The sequence below is a fragment of the Streptomyces sp. HNM0645 genome, from assembly GCF_030056615.1.
GTDB lineage: Bacteria > Actinomycetota > Actinomycetes > Streptomycetales > Streptomycetaceae > Streptomyces > Streptomyces marianii.
On the sequence record NZ_JASHLT010000018.1, the window covers coordinates 23,321 to 37,608 of the forward strand.

Sequence of the window (14,288 nt, forward strand, 5' to 3'; positions counted from 1 at the left end):
CCGTACGGACATGGTGACGGGTGGCCTCCGGGCAGGTAGAACACCCCTGATGACCACCACCCTGCGGCCGACCGGGCCGCTCCAGCGGGGCGCGGACGGCGCCCTGGCACGCGGCTACGACGTCTGCGTCAACGGCAGGCCCGTGGGCACCGTCGAACTCGCCCGTGACCCGGATGCCGGTCCCTCGACCGGTGTGGTGCGGGCCCTGGCCATCGACGAGGGAGATCGGGGCCGTGGCCGGGGCGCGGTCGCGGCGCTCGCGGCCGAGGAGGTGCTGCGCGGCTGGGGCTGCAGCCGCGTCGTGACCGTCGTCCCCGCGGACGCCACCGCCGCCCTGCGTCTGGCCGTCGCCCTCTGGTACACCGAGACCGGCCGCACCCTGTGCAAGGAACTGCCGCCCGAGCCGTCCGCGCTGCCCGACGGAGTGGCGAGCCGCCCTCTCACGGACGCGGAGTTCACGTCGTGGCGGTCGGCGGCCGTCGAGCGGTACGCGCGGACCTGGACGGAACGGGGCCTGCCCTCGGACCGCGCCCGCGCCCGGTCCGAGGCCGACCACCGGGAGAAGCTCCCCGACGGGCCCGCGACCCGAGGCGCATGGCTGCGCGCGCTGGTCGTGGACGGCGCCGCCGTGGGGCACGTCTGGGTCGCGGAACGCGCGCCGCGTCCGGGGGAACGGGGCGCCTACGTGTACGACGTGCAAGTGGAGGAGGAGCACCGCGGCCGGGGCTGCGGACGTGCTCTGATGCTGGTCGCCGAGCGGATCGCCCGGGAGGCCGGCGCGCCCGTGCTCGGTCTGCACGTCGCCGCAGGGAACGCCCCGGCCGCCGGCCTCTACGCGTCACTCGGCTACCGGACCGCCTTCCACCACCTCGCCAAGCCGCTGCTCTAGCTTTGGCTGGACCGCTCGGGCAGCCGGGGCCGGTACGGGACGCGCTCTCACTCCGCGAGGAGCCGGTCCGCGATCTCCTCGATGCGCTCGCGCAGCCCCTCCTGGCTCTTCCCGCCGTCGAGCCTCTCCTCGCCGATGACGTACGTCGGGGTGCCGGTGACCCCGATCGCCTTGCCCTCGGCCTGGTCGGCGTCGACGACCAGGATGTGCCGCCCGTCGACGAGGGCGGTGTCGAACTCCTCGGCGTCCAGACCGAGTTCACCGGCGACCCGGACGAGCAACGGCTCGCCCTCGCGGTCCAGCTCCTCGACCCGGGCGAGCACGGCCTCCACGTACTCCCAGCCCTTGCCCTGCTCGACGGCCTCCTCCGCGGCCTGCGCGGCGGCGAAGGCGTGCTTGTGCTTCTCCAGCGGGAAGTGGCGCAGGCGGAGCTCCAGCCGGTCGCCGTAGCGCCCGCGCAGGGCCCGCAGGTCGGAGAGGGCGGTACGGCAGTCGGGGCACTGCAGCTCGCACCAGACGTCCAGGACGACGGGGACGGGGGAGGGGTCGCTCATGGGAGCCAGTCTTCCAGCCGTGCAGACCGGGCCCCAACCCGGACCTGCCCGGCACCTGAGGAGGAGGCTTCCCCGGAGATCTCCCTGAGGTGGGCCGGGACCGTGGCCCCGGCCCCGCCGCCCGGTGCAGGATGGAGGTGACCGCCTTCCCCCCGGGCGCCCCCGGGGGTGCCGTCCCGCTCGCCTGGAGGACCGGATGATCGCCGAGACGATTTGTGCCGCGGTGTCCGCGGCCGGACTGGGCATCGCCGCGGTCGCGGCGTACCGGAAGCGCTTCCTCACGGCGGCCCGCATCGCGGCGTACGCGCTCGTTCCCCTGGGCCTCGTCCTGACGGGCGTCGTGGAGTGGGCGGCGGGCACGGTCTTCAGCCCCACGGCCTGGGTCGGCGTGGGTGTGCTGGGCGCGGCGTGGGGACTGTTCACGACCACGCGCGCCGTGGAGCGGCGCAGACTGGCCAGGGCGTCCGCGGAGGACGCCGCCGGACCGCGCCCGGTTGCGCCCTCGGCCTCGGCGCCCGCGCTCGGCAGGGCCGGCCGCCCGGCCGCCGGGTCCGGGGGAGCCGCCCAGGCCAAGGGGAAGCAGTCCGCCGCCGGGACGGACGACGACTTCAGCGACATCGAGGCCATTCTGAAGAAGCACGGCATCTGAGCCACGAGGAGCCGCTCGGTTCCGGCGGTACGCGGCCCGGGTGTAGAACACCACACCACGGGATCCGGTGAACTGCCCCGGCGTTCACGCGTGTTGGTCGATCGTCGGGGCCCGTCCTGCGTCATCATCACCCCGAGATGCTGGATACCTCCCGGGGCCAGGCCCCCGCCCCCTCCGACGAGCCGCGTGGCTGTCTCTTCGCGCTCTCCCAGCCGCCCCTGATGATCTTTCTCGGGGTGATCGGCTGTCTTCTGCTCATGGCCGCGGTCCACGACCTCTTCCTGCTGTGAGGCGACAGTGATGCGGCGGTGATGCGACCGGGACTCAGCCGGCCGCTTCCCTGCGGCGTGCCCGGTAGGCGGCGACGTGCAGGCGATTGCCGCAGGTGCGGCTGTCGCAGTAGCGGCGCGAGCGATTGCGTGACAGATCGACGAAGGCGCGGCCGCAGCCCGGCGCCTCGCAGCGCCTCAGCCGCTCCTGCTCGCCCGCCACGATCATGAACGCCAGGGCCATGCCGCAGTCGGCCGCGAGGTGCTCGGCGACCGAGGCCCCCGGCGCGAAGTAGTGGACGTGCCAGTCGTAGCCGTCGTGGTCCGTGAGTTGCGGCGTGGTCCCCGCGGAGGCCACGAGCCGGTTGATGAGCTCGGCGGCGGCGCGGGCGTCCGGTGCGGCGAACACCTCCTCGAACCTGCTCCGCACCTCGCGCACGGCTTTCAGGTCGTTTGCGCGGAGCTCACCCACGTCACTGATGTTGCACTTCTGCACGAACGTGTACAGCGACGGTACGTCCCCGAGATCGTCGCCCTCGGGACTCTCGTCGCGCTCGGGCGCGGTGTTCACCAGATCGACGACGATGTCGAGGGCGATGCGGGTGTCGTGAGGGATCAGCACGATTCGCTCCCTGGCATGCTGCGGGCTGGGCGCCCGCCGAATTTGCGCTGACTCTAGCCGGTCCGCGGAAAACGCGACGGCGCCGTCGTCGCGGTGGATTCCGCGACGACGGCGCCGGAGCTGCCCTTATGCGGTTGTCCGTGCGGTGCCGTCTCCCCGAGTCGGACGGCGCCTGCTGCCCTCGCCCTGGTTCAGCTTTCCGCCAGGATGTGCGAGAGCTCGGTATCGAGATCGAAGTGGCGATGCTCCGTGCCCGGCGGGACCGCGGCGTCCGTCCGCTTGAGGAACGACTCCAGGGCCCGCGCCGGCGCCTCCAGCAGGGCCTCGCCCTCCGGAGAGCTCAGTGCGATGCAGACGACGCCCTGGCCGTGACTGCGCGAAGGCCAGACTCTGACGTCGCCGGTGCCGGTGGGCCGGTGAAGGCCCTCGGCGAGAAGGTCGCGGGCGAACACCCATTCGACCGTCTCCTCGGCTCCGGTATGGAAGGTGGCGTGCACGGCATACGGATCGGCCGTGTCATACCGCAGGCCCGCGGGTACAGGCAGTGAGGACTCGCTCGACACAACGAGGCGCAGGTGCAGCTCGCAGCTGACCGTGGTGTTCATAAGCGCCAGGGCCTTTCGCTCAGTGTGCGCTCGGGGATTCGCACGTCGGCGAAATCGACATGCCACCTACGGTGCCGTTGTAAACCCCTCTGTCTGTTTTGTGATCCTTGGGGTACCCCATACGGAGGAGTTCCGCGTACGACCGTACGGTCATGCCGACCGGCCGATTCGTCGGGTACGTTGGGATTATGAATGCGGAGAGTGACGAGCGGATCGGGGCTGCCGCTACTGCGGCCCGGGGCTCCGCCGCGGGGGATGTGACCGCGCCCGGTGAGCCCGTTCTCGGCTCGAGGGCGCCCGAGTTCGTGAAGAGATGGCGGACGCTTCATCTGAGCTGGCAGGTCGGCGTCTTCGTCGTCGGCCTGGCGGTCGTCGTGGCCGGCGTGATCATGCTTCCGCTGCCCGGGCCGGGCTGGCTGGTGATCTTCGCCGGTATGGCGATCTGGGCCACCGAGTTCGTCTGGGCGCAGCTCGTCCTGCACTGGACGAAACGGAAAGTGACCGAGGCTGCACAGCGGGCGCTGGATCCCAAGGTCCGCCGGCGCAACCTCGTCCTGACCGCCGTCGGACTGGTGATCATCGGCGTGCTGTGCGCGATCTACGTCGCGAAGTTCGGGCTGGCGATGCCGTGGAGGATCGAGGAGTGACCGGCACCGGTGGCGACCGCCCGGAGGCCGCTTCCCCGCCGGGGGTCAGGTGGTCATGAGGCACCGCTGACATGGGGTAATGTGTGCGGTGCGCCCGGGCGATTAGCTCAGTGGGAGAGCGCTTCGTTCACACCGAAGAGGTCACTGGTTCGAACCCAGTATCGCCCACTACCCGGACCGAAGGCCCTGGAGACCGCCGAGTCTCCGGGGCCTTCGGCGTGCACGGCCGCGCCCCGGCGGGATCACCCGTTCAGCGCATCCGGCCGAGGGCCTTTCGGATCCGGCGCGCGTCGCGCAGCCGCTGCTCGTACGTCGCCCCCACGGCCAGCAGCAGCAGTCCCGCCAGTGCGGGCGGCAGCCACCGCGGCAGGGCGTCGACGACCTGGACGACGTACGGCGCGAGCTCGTGCAGCGCGTCCAGGGCGAGTGTCAGGCCGCCGAGGACCAGTGGCGCCCGGAGCCGCAGCCGGGCGCCGGCGAGCGTCACCCCGAGGGCGGCGAGCCCCAGCAGAAGCGGTCGCGGCCAGTCGGCGTCGCCCCAGGCCGCCAGCAGACTCGGCACCAGCGTCGCGGCGAGCCCGGGACCGTACGCGGCCCACGACGAGGCGGACGGGTCCCTTCGGCGTCGCAGCAGGCCCACGGCCAGCGCCGGGACGGTCACGGGCAGGGTGTACGCCTCGGGCACCTCCACCCCGGACGCGGCGAGGCGCACCCACGCCGCGGCGACGAACAGCACTGCGGCGACGTATCCGGCCAGGGGCCGGCGCTCGGCCCGGACCGCCGTGCCCGCGGCCACGACACCCGCGAGCGCGAGAACCAGCGCCAGGGTCGGCGGGTGCGGCACCGCCAGAGTCACGGCGACGAGTCCGGCCGCAGCGGCCGTCGCCTCCGCAGGCAGGGCGACCGGGTGCCGGCCGAGCCGGGCGCCGAGCAGCGCCGCCGCCGCCGGTACCGCGAGGAGCGTGAGGCCGACGTGGTGAACGGGAAGCGCCGCTGCGGCCGCCGCCGCGGCCACGAGCCCCGTCGTGCCCACCACGGCCGCGCAGGCGGCGACGGTCCGGACGAGCCCGCGGGCCGCCGCCGCGGCGGCGGCGCCCAGTGCCACCAGCACGCCCAGCGCGGTGAACGTGGCGGGCCGGGTCGCCAGTCCGAGCAGCGCCGCACTCGTCGCCGACCCCAGCGCGCACACGAGCGCCGTCCCGGCGAGGGCGCGGGCGGGGTCGAGGGTGCGCGACGGGGGCTCCGGCCGTGCGGCGACGGGTTCGCCACGGGTGGTGTCGTCGGCCCGGGCCCGCCCGGCCTCGGGGCCCGCGGGGCCGCCGGACGCCTCGTCGGAGTTGCGGCCTCCGCCGGCCGCTCCGGCGACGGGGCCGGCCGGGCCCGGCTTCGGTCCGGCCCCCTCCGCCGTCGGCAGGAGGGCGGCCGTGAGCGAGGGGCGGGCCGCCAGGGTGAGCGCCGCGGCCGTCGCCGTCAGCTGGACGGCCAGCGTGGGTCCGAGCGGGAGCGACAGGGCGACGGGGGCGGCGACGGCGGCCGACCACGTCAGGACGAGCGCCGCGCACCCGGCGGCGGGGCGGGGCAGCGGTACGGCGGGCAGCAGCCGGGGCGCCGCCCATAGGACCGCCGCCACCGCCGCCAGGGCCACCGGAGCGGTCACCGCGCCCGGCAGGGCGACGTCGTGGACCGGTGGTCCGCCCCAGACGTCCCCGAGGGTGGCGGCCGGCCCCGTCAGGGCGAGCAGTGCGACCGGCGCGGCCCACAGGGCCGAGGCGAGATGGACCAGGCCGGAGGCGACCGCGAGCCCGGTGAGCACCCCCCGCGGCAGTGGGGCGCGTACGGCCGCGAGCAGTACCGCGGCGCACAGCAGGTACGCGGGTACGGCCCAGTCGGCCGGCACCGTAGTCCGCAGCACGCCGCCGGTGGCGGCGACCGTCGCGAGTCCGCCGACGGCCGCGGTCGCCGCCGCTGCCGCCGGTGCGCGCCACGCCGCCGCCAGGGCCAGGGACGCGGCGGCCAGCAGCAGCAGGGCCGGTTCCGTCGAGGCGGCCGGGGACTCCGCGGACAGGGACAGCCAGAGGCCGGTGAGCAGGGACCAGCCGCCCGTCGTCACGGCGCCGGTGACGGCGAGCGCCCGGACGGGCCTCCGCCGGGCGGCGAGCGCGATCACGACGTCGGGACCGGCCGTCGCCAGCGCGGCCCACGCGGTGACCTCGATGCCGCCGCCCGTGGACAGCGCCCACAGCGGCAGTGGGAGCTGGCCCGCCACCACCGCGCTCGGCAGCGGCAGGCGCAGCCTGCCGACCGCGCGCCCGTACGCGGCCCACACCGCCGCGAGCGCACCGGCGGCCACGGCCGTGTAGGCCACGGCGTCGGTGCCGGGAAGCACGGCGCGGCGCAGCGCGTACGCGTCGAGGACGGTCAGGACGAGCCCGAGCGCCGCCACCGACTCCGCGGTCGAGACGAGCTTCCGGCGCAGCAGCAGGAGTGGTGTCCCGAGCGCAGTGGCGGTCACGGCGCCCAACACGAGCGCGCGGCCGCCGATCCCCATGTCCCCCCAGCTGACCAGGGTGAAGGCGACGGCGGCGATCGTCAGCAGCACCCCGCCCAGGGTGAGCAGGACGTTCTGTGCGCTGGGCGGCGACGTCTCGGCCGCCGCCCCGGGCGAACGGGCGGGGACCGGGGCCGGCGCGGCGCCGGCGGCCCGGAGGGCCGTCAGAAGCCAGGCTCTGCGGGCCAGCAACTGGGACCTGCGGAAGTTGAGTTGGACCAGCTCACGGTCGATGAGCCGGAGCTCCTCGGCGGGCGGCGGTACGTTCTCCATGGCGGCGAGTGTGGCGCGGGGCACAGGGTGCCGGAATGGGCGTGGATACTCAGATCGCCGGTGAGTACGTACGCCCCCGGTGCGTACCCCGCCGGGGGCGGCGGACGGCCGGAAAGGGAGTTTGAAGGAAACCCGCCGGTACCTGTATGGTTCAGTGCGTTCCCGGGCGATTAGCTCAGCGGGAGAGCGCTTCGTTCACACCGAAGAGGTCACTGGTTCGAACCCAGTATCGCCCACAGGCAGAGGCCGGTCCGTCATCAGACGGGCTGGCCTTGTGCGTTCCCGGCCACCCCGCCTGATGAGCCGTCATCAAAGCCATGGGAAGAGGGAGTTGGAACAGCCTTTCACCTGCCCCTTGACGGGGTTCCCGCCGTTGGCTTGAATGCCGTGGAGAGGTCCAGACCAATCGCCCCCGTGGCGGGGTTCCGGTCTCCGGTCCTTCCCGTCCTGCGGTGCCGACGGACCGGCGCCGGAGCGAGGGAGAGCGGGCCAGGGTCCGGCGGCCGGTGCCCGGTCCCACGGAACGTACGGGTGTCCCGAAGCGGCGGGGCACCCGTACCCGTGTCCGGCCCTCCGCGGCCGGAACGCCGGTCGTGCCGCCCGGGCGCCGGCCCCGGTGGTGCCGCACCCGCCGCAACTCCGGTCATGCCGCCCGGGCGGGGATCTCGGGCCGCAGCGGCCACGCCGGATCCACCGACTCCTCCGAGCCGTTCCGGGCGAACCACGCCTGCAGTCCGCGTGCCTGCGCCGCGTGCCACACCGCCTGCAACGTGTGCAGCTCCGCCGCCGACAGCCGCTCCAGACGTGCGGCGAAACGGCGCCCGACCGCCCTGACGACGTCCAGCGCCGCGGTCGCGTCCGCCGCCGCGTCATGGGCCCCGGCCAGCTCGACGCCGTACTGCTCGCACAGATCGGTGAGCGTGCGGCGGCCCTTGCGGTAGCGGTCCAGATGCTTGTCCAGCACCCGGGGGTCCAGCACGCACATCGGGACGCTCTCGAGGTAGCGGGCCAGCGACGAGGCCCGGTGGCGGCGCAGTTCACGGTCCAGCAGGGTCAGATCGAACGGCGCGTTCATCACCACGAGAGGGCGGCCCGCCGCGCACTGCTCCGCCAGCGACCTGCCTATCTCCTCCATCACCGGCGCCGGCCAGCGCCCGTTGTGCTGCAGATGCTCCTCGGTGAGGCCGTGCACCGCGGTCGCCTCGGCCGGTACCGGCACGCCCGGGTTGACCAGCCAGCCGGTGACGCGCGTGCGTCCTCCCGGCGAATCCTGGACCACGAGCGCGGCCGACACGATGCGGTCGTGCTCGACGTCCACTCCGGTTGTCTCGGTGTCAAATGCGGCCAGGGGCCCTTCGTACCAGCGCGTCATCCCCGAACTCCTCGCCCATGCCTGGCAGATGGTGATATCCCCTGCCCGAATCGGTGATACCCGGACCGTTTGCGCACTACGCAGACGGGCGACAACACAGATGACGGGACGCGCCGCTGACGGCCCGTCGCAAGGACAGACCATCGGCACAGCCCGGAAGGCAGACGGAGCCATGGCGCTCGCGCAGCCCGAACCCGGTGCGCTGCCCGAGCGGACCGCACCGCTGCGCGGAGCACTCGCCACCACCGCCTGCATGGAGACCCTCCAGGTGGGGTACCTCCACGCGGTCGCGGCCGCCGCCGGCTGCTCGCTGTCCCAGCCGTTCCCCGACAACGGGATCGACTGGCACGTCAGCCACAGCGCTCCCGGCCACACCGTCGACGACGAGGTCACCATCAAGGTGCAGTTGAAGGCCACCTACCAGCTCGCACCCCACCCGCCCGGACCCGCCTTCTCCTTCACGCTCGACAACGAGCACCTGGTGAAGCTGGCCCGCACGCCCGTGTCGGTGCACAAGATCCTCGTCGTCATGATCGTGCCGCGGACCCGGGACGAGTGGCTGCGGGCCGGTCACGACCGGCTCGATCTCCGGCACTGCTGCTACTGGACCAATCTGGCCGGCCACCCCGTGACGGGCCGGCGGCGGACCACCGTGCGGATCCCGACCTCGCGCATCTTCGACGACCGGGCGCTCTGCGAGATCATGACGCGGGTCGGGACGGGAGGGAGACCCTGATGCACCGCCCGATCGACGAATCCGCACCGCGGCCGGGCCGCTCCCCCGCGGTGCCGCACGCCCGTCCCGTGCCCCTGCCGTTTCCCGACGGCGTGCCCGCGCCCTGGTACGGCAGCGGAACCCCCGACCCCGCCCTGGTCGACCCCCTGGTACTCGGCGCGCTGCTGCACCGGCACGGATGGCGCAGACGCGGCGGGGCGGCCGGCCGGTACGCCCGCTGGACACCGCCGGGGCCCGGAGCCGGGGGCACGAGCCTGCTCGTGCCCGAGAGCCGGGAGTTCCCCGACTGCGAGGACCTGCTGGGCGAGGCGCTCACCGCGCTCGCGCGGTCCGCCGCGCCCTCGGCCCGCGAGGTGCTGGTCGGGCTCGCCGTGCCGAGCGACGAGATCCGCTGGTGGCGCGACGTACCCCGGGGCCCGTCCGGCGCGGCGTCCTGGACCGTGCAGGAACAGCTGAGGTCCGCCGCCCGTCAACTGCTGCTCGCGGGGGCGCTCGCCGTGCGCGGGCGCGCCGGCTACTACGGAGCGCGCCACCGGCGGCAGGCACAGGCGGTGCTGGAGGGCGTCCTGGTGGGGTCGGCGCCGGGCGGGCGCGGGCTGACCGCGTTCGTGCCCGTGGACACCGGCCGGCTCGTCGCCGTCCGGCTGCACCACGCGCTGTACGCGGCGCGCGAGGCGATCGACTACCAGCGCGCCACCGGCGGGATGGACGCCTTCGACGCGGCGGTCGCGGCGGGGGTCAGCCGCGAGCTGACCGAGGCGCTGGTGGCGCTGGTACGGGGGGCCGAGGGCGCCCGGATCGCGGTGGCGTGGTCCCCCTCGGCCGGCGTGCCCGAGGGCTGCGCGGCCCGGCCCGAGCCGGTGGAGTTCTCACCCGGCGACCTACCCGCCCTGCGCGCGGCCGGTGCCCGCTACCTGCGGGACGAGCCGTCCGTCCCCGTCCGCGTCACCGGCACGGTGGTCCGGATGCGGCGCTCGGGCACCCGCGGCGAAGGGACTGTGCGGCTGCGCGTCCTCGCCGGAGCGGAGGTCCCGCACGTGCGCGCGGTCCTGGACGAGGAGTCCTACCGGACAGCTGGGCACGCCCACCTCGTGGGGCTCCCGATCCGCGTCGTCGGCCGCCTCGAGAGCCGCGGCGGCTTCCGGCGCCTCAGCGACGCGACCGACGTCGTGCCGGTGCAGGTGGACGAGGCGGAGCGGGACAGACTGATGAAGGCTCTGCACGAGAACCTGGACTTCTTCGAGGAGGCGTGCGGAGCGGACGACTGAGGGGCCCGCGGGGTGCGCCCGCCGGATGGCGGGACGGTGCCGCGCCGGCCCGGGGGTGCGGGTGGAAGGACCGGCGGCTGACCGGTGGGTCCCCGGCCCGCCCGGGTGCGCCGGGGGATGCCCCCTGCTCCCCGGGCGCTGAGGAGTCCCCGGCTGAGCCGGGCGGCGCCCGAAGAGGGCGGCGGCGGGCGCACCGGCCGGGAGAGCCGCACACGGCGGTGCGAGGCCGGCACGTCGAACGGCCCCGCACGTCGGGGGGTGCCGCACGTCGACGGCCCGCACGGGCGGCGCGAGGTACCGGAACGTCCCGCCCACCGCACACGCGCAGCGCGTTTAGCGGGGCCGATCCGACGCTCGGTAGCATGACGTAGTGCACGCGCGATACCTCGGCGCGTGCTCCCCCTTCAGACAGGAGAGACCGGTGTCAGACGTCCGTGTGATCATCCAACGCGATTCCGAGCGGGAAGAGCGCGTGGTGACCACGGGCACCACGGCGGCCGATCTCTTCGGCGGCGAGCGCACCGTGATCGCCGCGCGCGTCGGCGGGGAGCTGAAGGACCTCGCGTACGAGGTCGGGGACGGCGAGACCGTCGAGCCCGTCGCGATCTCGTCCGAGGACGGGTTGAACATCCTGCGCCACTCCACCGCGCACGTCATGGCGCAGGCCGTGCAGGAGCTGTTCCCCGAGGCCAAGCTCGGCATCGGCCCGCCGGTCCGGGACGGCTTCTACTACGACTTCGACGTGGAGAAGCCCTTCACCCCCGAGGATCTCAAGGCCGTCGAGAAGAAGATGCAGGAGATCCAGAAGCGCGGACAGCGTTTCTCACGCCGTGTCGTCACCGACGAGGCCGCGCGTGAGGAGCTCGCCGACGAGCCGTACAAGCTGGAGCTCATCGGGATCAAGGGCTCCGCCTCGCACGACGACGGCGCCGACGTCGAGGTGGGCGGCGGCGAGCTGACCATCTACGACAACCTGGACGCCAAGACCGGCGAGCTGTGCTGGAAGGACCTCTGCCGGGGCCCCCACCTGCCCACCACCCGCAACATCCCGGCGTTCAAGCTGATGCGCAACGCGGCCGCGTACTGGCGCGGCAGCGAGAAGAACCCGATGCTGCAGCGCATCTACGGCACCGCCTGGCCGTCCAAGGAAGAGCTGAAGGCCCATCTGGACTTCCTCGCCGAGGCCGAGAAGCGGGACCACCGCAAGCTGGGCAACGAGCTGGACCTCTTCTCGTTCCCGGACGAGGTCGGCTCCGGGCTCGCGGTGTTCCACCCCAGGGGCGGCGTGATCCGCCGGGTGATGGAGGACTACTCGCGCAAGCGCCACGAGGAGCACGGCTACGAGTTCGTGTACTCGCCGCACGCGACCAAGGGCAAGCTGTTCGAGAAGTCGGGCCACCTGGACTGGTACGCCGAGGGCATGTACCCGCCCATGCAGCTCGACGAGGGCGTGGACTACTACCTCAAGCCCATGAACTGCCCGATGCACAACCTGATCTTCGATGCGCGCGGCCGCTCGTACCGTGAACTGCCGCTGCGCCTCTTCGAGTTCGGCACCGTGTACCGATACGAGAAGTCGGGCGTCGTGCACGGTCTGACCCGTGCCCGCGGCTTCACCCAGGACGACGCGCACATCTACTGCACCCGCGAGCAGATGGCGGAGGAGCTGGACGAGACCCTCACCTTCGTCCTGGACCTGCTGCGTGACTACGGTCTGACCGACTTCTACCTGGAGCTGTCCACCAAGGACCCGAACAAGTTCGTGGGCTCCGACGAGGCCTGGGACGAGGCCACCGAGGTCCTGCGGCAGGTGGCCGAGAAGCAGGGCCTTCCGCTCACCCCCGACCCGGGCGGCGCGGCCTTCTACGGCCCGAAGATCTCCGTCCAGGCGAAGGACGCGATCGGCCGCACCTGGCAGATGTCGACGGTCCAGCTCGACTTCAACCTGCCGGAGCGCTTCAACCTGGAGTACACCGGCCCGGACGGCACCAAGCGGCGTCCCGTCATGATCCACCGGGCGTTGTTCGGCTCCATCGAGCGCTTCTTCGCGGTGCTGCTGGAGCACTACGCCGGTGCCTTCCCGGCCTGGTTGGCGCCCGTCCAGGCGCTGGGCATCCCGATCGGCGACGCCCACGTCCCGTACCTGCAGGAGTTCGCCGCGAAGGCGAGGAAGCAGGGACTGCGCGTGGAGGTGGACGCCTCCTCGGACCGGATGCAGAAGAAGATCCGCAACGCCCAGAAGCAGAAGGTGCCCTTCATGGTCATCGCGGGCGACGAGGACATGGAGCACGGCGCGGTGTCCTTCCGCTACCGCGACGGCTCCCAGGAGAACGGCATCCCCGTCGACGAGGCCATCGCCAAGATCGCCAAGGTGGTCGAGGAGCGCGCCCAGGTCTGAGCAGCCCGGGACTCCCGGGTCGGGGCCGGCCGGGCGGGGCCGTGCCTGCGGCCGCCCCGCACCGTCAGGAGGAGGCCCCCGGAGGACGTCGGTCCTCCGGGGGCCTCCTCTCGTCCTCACGGGTGAAGACCTGGATCAGCCAGGACGAGAACGAGCCGGTCACCGCGCCCAGCAGTGCCAGCCCGCAGATCATCAGCCCGACCGCGATGATCCTGCCCCACGCGGTCACGGGCGTGACGTCCCCGTACCCGACGGTGGTCAGCGTCTCGCACACCCACCACACCGCGTCGCCGAAGGTGAGGATCGTCGCCCCGGGAGCGGTCCGCTCCGCGTGGTAGACGGCGAGTGCCCCGGCCCAGCCCAGCAGTACCGCACCCAGACCGGCGTAGACGATCACCCGTGCGTAGAGGCTGAGGACCGGCTGGTCGCGCCGCCGCTGGAGCGTCGTGTACAGCTTCACGAGCCGCAGCGGGCGCAGCAGCGGCAGCAGGAGCACCAGGGCGTCCAGCCAGTGCGTCCGCAGGAAGCGGTGGAGCCTCCGGCCGCTGAGCCGCAGGCGGACCACGAAGTCGGTCAGGAAGACCAGCCACATCAGCAGCATCACGGCGAGGGCGACCTCCCTCCACACCCGGTCCACGCCGTGTGCCAGGATCCGCACCGAGTACGCGGCCAGGAAGACCAGCGAGGCGTAGAACAGCGGGAGCTCGGCCCGCTGCTCCCAGCGGTCCAGTGGGGTGTCTGCCCGGTCGGCGTCCATTCGGCCAGCATCGCCGGGAGCCGCCCGGGTCCGCCCCGGCGACACGCTCCGTACGGGCGAAGTCATATGCTGCACCACATGACGAGTGAGCCGGAGCAGCAGATCGGGGTCGGCATCCAGGACGCCTTCCAGCGGCTGTGGACGCCGCACCGGATGGCGTACATCCAGGGCGAGAACAAGCCGACCGGCCCCGGGGCCGCGGACGGCTGCCCCTTCTGCTCCATCCCCGCCAAGTCCGACGAGGACGGACTCGTCATCGCGCGCGGCGAGAGCGTGTACGCCGTGCTCAACCTGTACCCGTACAACGGCGGCCACCTGATGGTGGTGCCGTACCGGCACGTCGCCGACTACACGGAGCTCGACGGGGCCGAGACGACCGAACTCGCCGAGTTCACCAAGCGGGCGATGACGGCGCTGCGGACGGCCTCCGGGGCGCACGGCTTCAACATCGGCATGAACCAGGGCACGGTGGCCGGCGCCGGTATCGCCGCGCATCTGCACCAGCACGTGGTGCCGCGCTGGGGCGGTGACACCAACTTCATGCCGGTCATCGGCCACACGAAGGTGCTCCCCCAACTCCTCGCCGACACCCGGAAGATGCTCGCGGACACCTGGCCCGCCGCGTAGTCCCGGCGGTCCTCGCGTCCCCGGGCGGGCCCGGGGACGCTCCGGCGCCGCCCCGTCACGTTTCGTACGACGCC

General features: G+C 73.3%; 14 protein-coding genes and 2 tRNA genes. 10 read left to right on the top strand and 6 right to left on the bottom strand.

Going from position 1 to position 14,288, the window contains the following annotated elements; all coding sequences use genetic code 11:
• The first annotated feature begins 49 nt into the window (after positions 1 to 49).
• Positions 50 to 889: a GNAT family N-acetyltransferase gene (locus tag QMZ92_RS15065; protein WP_283297885.1), complete on the top strand. Its 840-nt coding sequence runs from the start codon at positions 50 to 52 to the stop codon at positions 887 to 889.
• A 47-nt stretch (positions 890 to 936) separates the two neighbouring features.
• Here the strand turns inward: QMZ92_RS15065 and QMZ92_RS15070 are convergent, their stop codons facing one another.
• Positions 937 to 1,443, bottom strand: coding sequence for a DsbA family protein (locus QMZ92_RS15070; RefSeq protein WP_283297886.1), 507 nt, complete (start codon positions 1,441 to 1,443; stop codon positions 937 to 939).
• Positions 1,444 to 1,639: 196 nt separating this feature from the next.
• Here QMZ92_RS15070 and QMZ92_RS15075 point away from each other — a divergent pair, with 196 nt between their 5' ends.
• Positions 1,640 to 2,092: a hypothetical protein gene (locus tag QMZ92_RS15075; RefSeq protein WP_283297887.1), complete on the top strand. Its 453-nt coding sequence runs from the start codon at positions 1,640 to 1,642 to the stop codon at positions 2,090 to 2,092.
• 137 nt (positions 2,093 to 2,229) lie between these two features.
• The gene (locus QMZ92_RS15080; protein WP_017945528.1) at positions 2,230 to 2,382 is read left to right on the top strand and encodes a hypothetical protein; all 153 of its coding nucleotides are present in this window, start codon (positions 2,230 to 2,232) and stop codon (positions 2,380 to 2,382) included.
• Between the two features lie 34 nt (positions 2,383 to 2,416).
• Here the strand turns inward: QMZ92_RS15080 and QMZ92_RS15085 are convergent, their stop codons facing one another.
• Together QMZ92_RS15085 and QMZ92_RS15090 are read right to left on the bottom strand one after the other, a co-directional pair.
• Positions 2,417 to 2,983 (bottom strand): CGNR zinc finger domain-containing protein, encoded by a 567-nt coding sequence (locus QMZ92_RS15085; RefSeq protein ID WP_283297888.1) that lies wholly within the window; start codon positions 2,981 to 2,983, stop codon positions 2,417 to 2,419.
• Between the two features lie 191 nt (positions 2,984 to 3,174).
• Positions 3,175 to 3,588: an SsgA family sporulation/cell division regulator gene (locus QMZ92_RS15090; protein WP_003959770.1), complete on the bottom strand. Its 414-nt coding sequence runs from the start codon at positions 3,586 to 3,588 to the stop codon at positions 3,175 to 3,177.
• A 188-nt stretch (positions 3,589 to 3,776) separates the two neighbouring features.
• On the opposite strand from QMZ92_RS15090, the gene QMZ92_RS15095 reads away from it, so the two are divergent.
• Together QMZ92_RS15095 and QMZ92_RS15100 are read left to right on the top strand one after the other, a co-directional pair.
• The gene (locus QMZ92_RS15095; protein WP_283297889.1) at positions 3,777 to 4,235 is read left to right on the top strand and encodes a TIGR02611 family protein; all 459 of its coding nucleotides are present in this window, start codon (positions 3,777 to 3,779) and stop codon (positions 4,233 to 4,235) included.
• Positions 4,236 to 4,331: 96 nt separating this feature from the next.
• Positions 4,332 to 4,403 (top strand) — tRNA-Val (locus QMZ92_RS15100).
• An 82-nt stretch (positions 4,404 to 4,485) separates the two neighbouring features.
• On the opposite strand, the gene QMZ92_RS15105 is transcribed toward QMZ92_RS15100, so the two are convergent.
• The gene (locus tag QMZ92_RS15105; protein ID WP_283297890.1) at positions 4,486 to 7,056 is read right to left on the bottom strand and encodes an SCO7613 C-terminal domain-containing membrane protein; all 2,571 of its coding nucleotides are present in this window, start codon (positions 7,054 to 7,056) and stop codon (positions 4,486 to 4,488) included.
• 164 nt (positions 7,057 to 7,220) lie between these two features.
• On the opposite strand from QMZ92_RS15105, the gene QMZ92_RS15110 reads away from it, so the two are divergent.
• Positions 7,221 to 7,292 (top strand) — tRNA-Val (locus tag QMZ92_RS15110).
• 407 nt (positions 7,293 to 7,699) lie between these two features.
• Here the strand turns inward: QMZ92_RS15110 and QMZ92_RS15115 are convergent.
• Entirely contained in the window at positions 7,700 to 8,428 is a 729-nt protein-coding gene (locus QMZ92_RS15115; RefSeq protein WP_283297891.1) for a 3'-5' exonuclease, read from the bottom strand.
• Between the two features lie 172 nt (positions 8,429 to 8,600).
• On the opposite strand from QMZ92_RS15115, the gene QMZ92_RS15120 reads away from it, so the two are divergent.
• From QMZ92_RS15120 to thrS, 3 genes are all read left to right on the top strand, one after another.
• Positions 8,601 to 9,164, top strand: a complete 564-nt coding sequence (locus QMZ92_RS15120) for a DUF4365 domain-containing protein (RefSeq protein ID WP_138056293.1) — start codon at positions 8,601 to 8,603, stop codon at positions 9,162 to 9,164.
• A complete protein-coding gene (locus QMZ92_RS15125) occupies positions 9,164 to 10,432 on the top strand; it encodes a hypothetical protein (protein WP_283297892.1) in 1,269 nt (422 codons plus the stop codon). Before QMZ92_RS15120 ends, QMZ92_RS15125 begins: the two co-directional genes overlap by 1 nt.
• A 421-nt stretch (positions 10,433 to 10,853) precedes the next feature.
• Complete coding sequence (thrS, locus tag QMZ92_RS15130; protein WP_283297893.1) at positions 10,854 to 12,830, top strand: threonine--tRNA ligase; 1,977 nt, start codon at positions 10,854 to 10,856, stop codon at positions 12,828 to 12,830.
• A gap of 64 nt (positions 12,831 to 12,894) precedes the next feature.
• On the opposite strand, the gene QMZ92_RS15135 is transcribed toward thrS, so the two are convergent.
• Positions 12,895 to 13,587 (bottom strand): potassium channel family protein, encoded by a 693-nt coding sequence (locus tag QMZ92_RS15135; RefSeq protein ID WP_283297895.1) that lies wholly within the window; start codon positions 13,585 to 13,587, stop codon positions 12,895 to 12,897.
• A gap of 66 nt (positions 13,588 to 13,653) precedes the next feature.
• On the opposite strand from QMZ92_RS15135, the gene QMZ92_RS15140 reads away from it, so the two are divergent.
• Positions 13,654 to 14,214 carry an HIT family protein gene (locus tag QMZ92_RS15140; protein WP_283297896.1) on the top strand — a complete coding sequence of 187 codons (561 nt, stop codon included), beginning with the start codon at positions 13,654 to 13,656 and terminating at the stop codon, positions 14,212 to 14,214.
• The last annotated feature ends 74 nt before the right edge of the window (positions 14,215 to 14,288 follow it).

Coding starts and splice junctions, on each gene's coding strand:
- QMZ92_RS15115 (WP_283297891.1), bottom strand. CDS start 8,428: ATGACGCGCTGGTACGAAGGGCCCCTGGCCGCATTTGACACCGAGACA.
- QMZ92_RS15070 (WP_283297886.1), bottom strand. CDS start 1,443: ATGAGCGACCCCTCCCCCGTCCCCGTCGTCCTGGACGTCTGGTGCGAG.
- QMZ92_RS15105 (WP_283297890.1), bottom strand. CDS start 7,056: ATGGAGAACGTACCGCCGCCCGCCGAGGAGCTCCGGCTCATCGACCGT.
- QMZ92_RS15080 (WP_017945528.1), top strand. CDS start 2,230: ATGCTGGATACCTCCCGGGGCCAGGCCCCCGCCCCCTCCGACGAGCCG.
- QMZ92_RS15120 (WP_138056293.1), top strand. CDS start 8,601: ATGGCGCTCGCGCAGCCCGAACCCGGTGCGCTGCCCGAGCGGACCGCA.
- QMZ92_RS15135 (WP_283297895.1), bottom strand. CDS start 13,587: ATGGACGCCGACCGGGCAGACACCCCACTGGACCGCTGGGAGCAGCGG.
- QMZ92_RS15095 (WP_283297889.1), top strand. CDS start 3,777: ATGAATGCGGAGAGTGACGAGCGGATCGGGGCTGCCGCTACTGCGGCC.
- QMZ92_RS15075 (WP_283297887.1), top strand. CDS start 1,640: ATGATCGCCGAGACGATTTGTGCCGCGGTGTCCGCGGCCGGACTGGGC.
- QMZ92_RS15125 (WP_283297892.1), top strand. CDS start 9,164: ATGCACCGCCCGATCGACGAATCCGCACCGCGGCCGGGCCGCTCCCCC.
- QMZ92_RS15140 (WP_283297896.1), top strand. CDS start 13,654: ATGCTGCACCACATGACGAGTGAGCCGGAGCAGCAGATCGGGGTCGGC.
- QMZ92_RS15090 (WP_003959770.1), bottom strand. CDS start 3,588: ATGAACACCACGGTCAGCTGCGAGCTGCACCTGCGCCTCGTTGTGTCG.
- QMZ92_RS15065 (WP_283297885.1), top strand. CDS start 50: ATGACCACCACCCTGCGGCCGACCGGGCCGCTCCAGCGGGGCGCGGAC.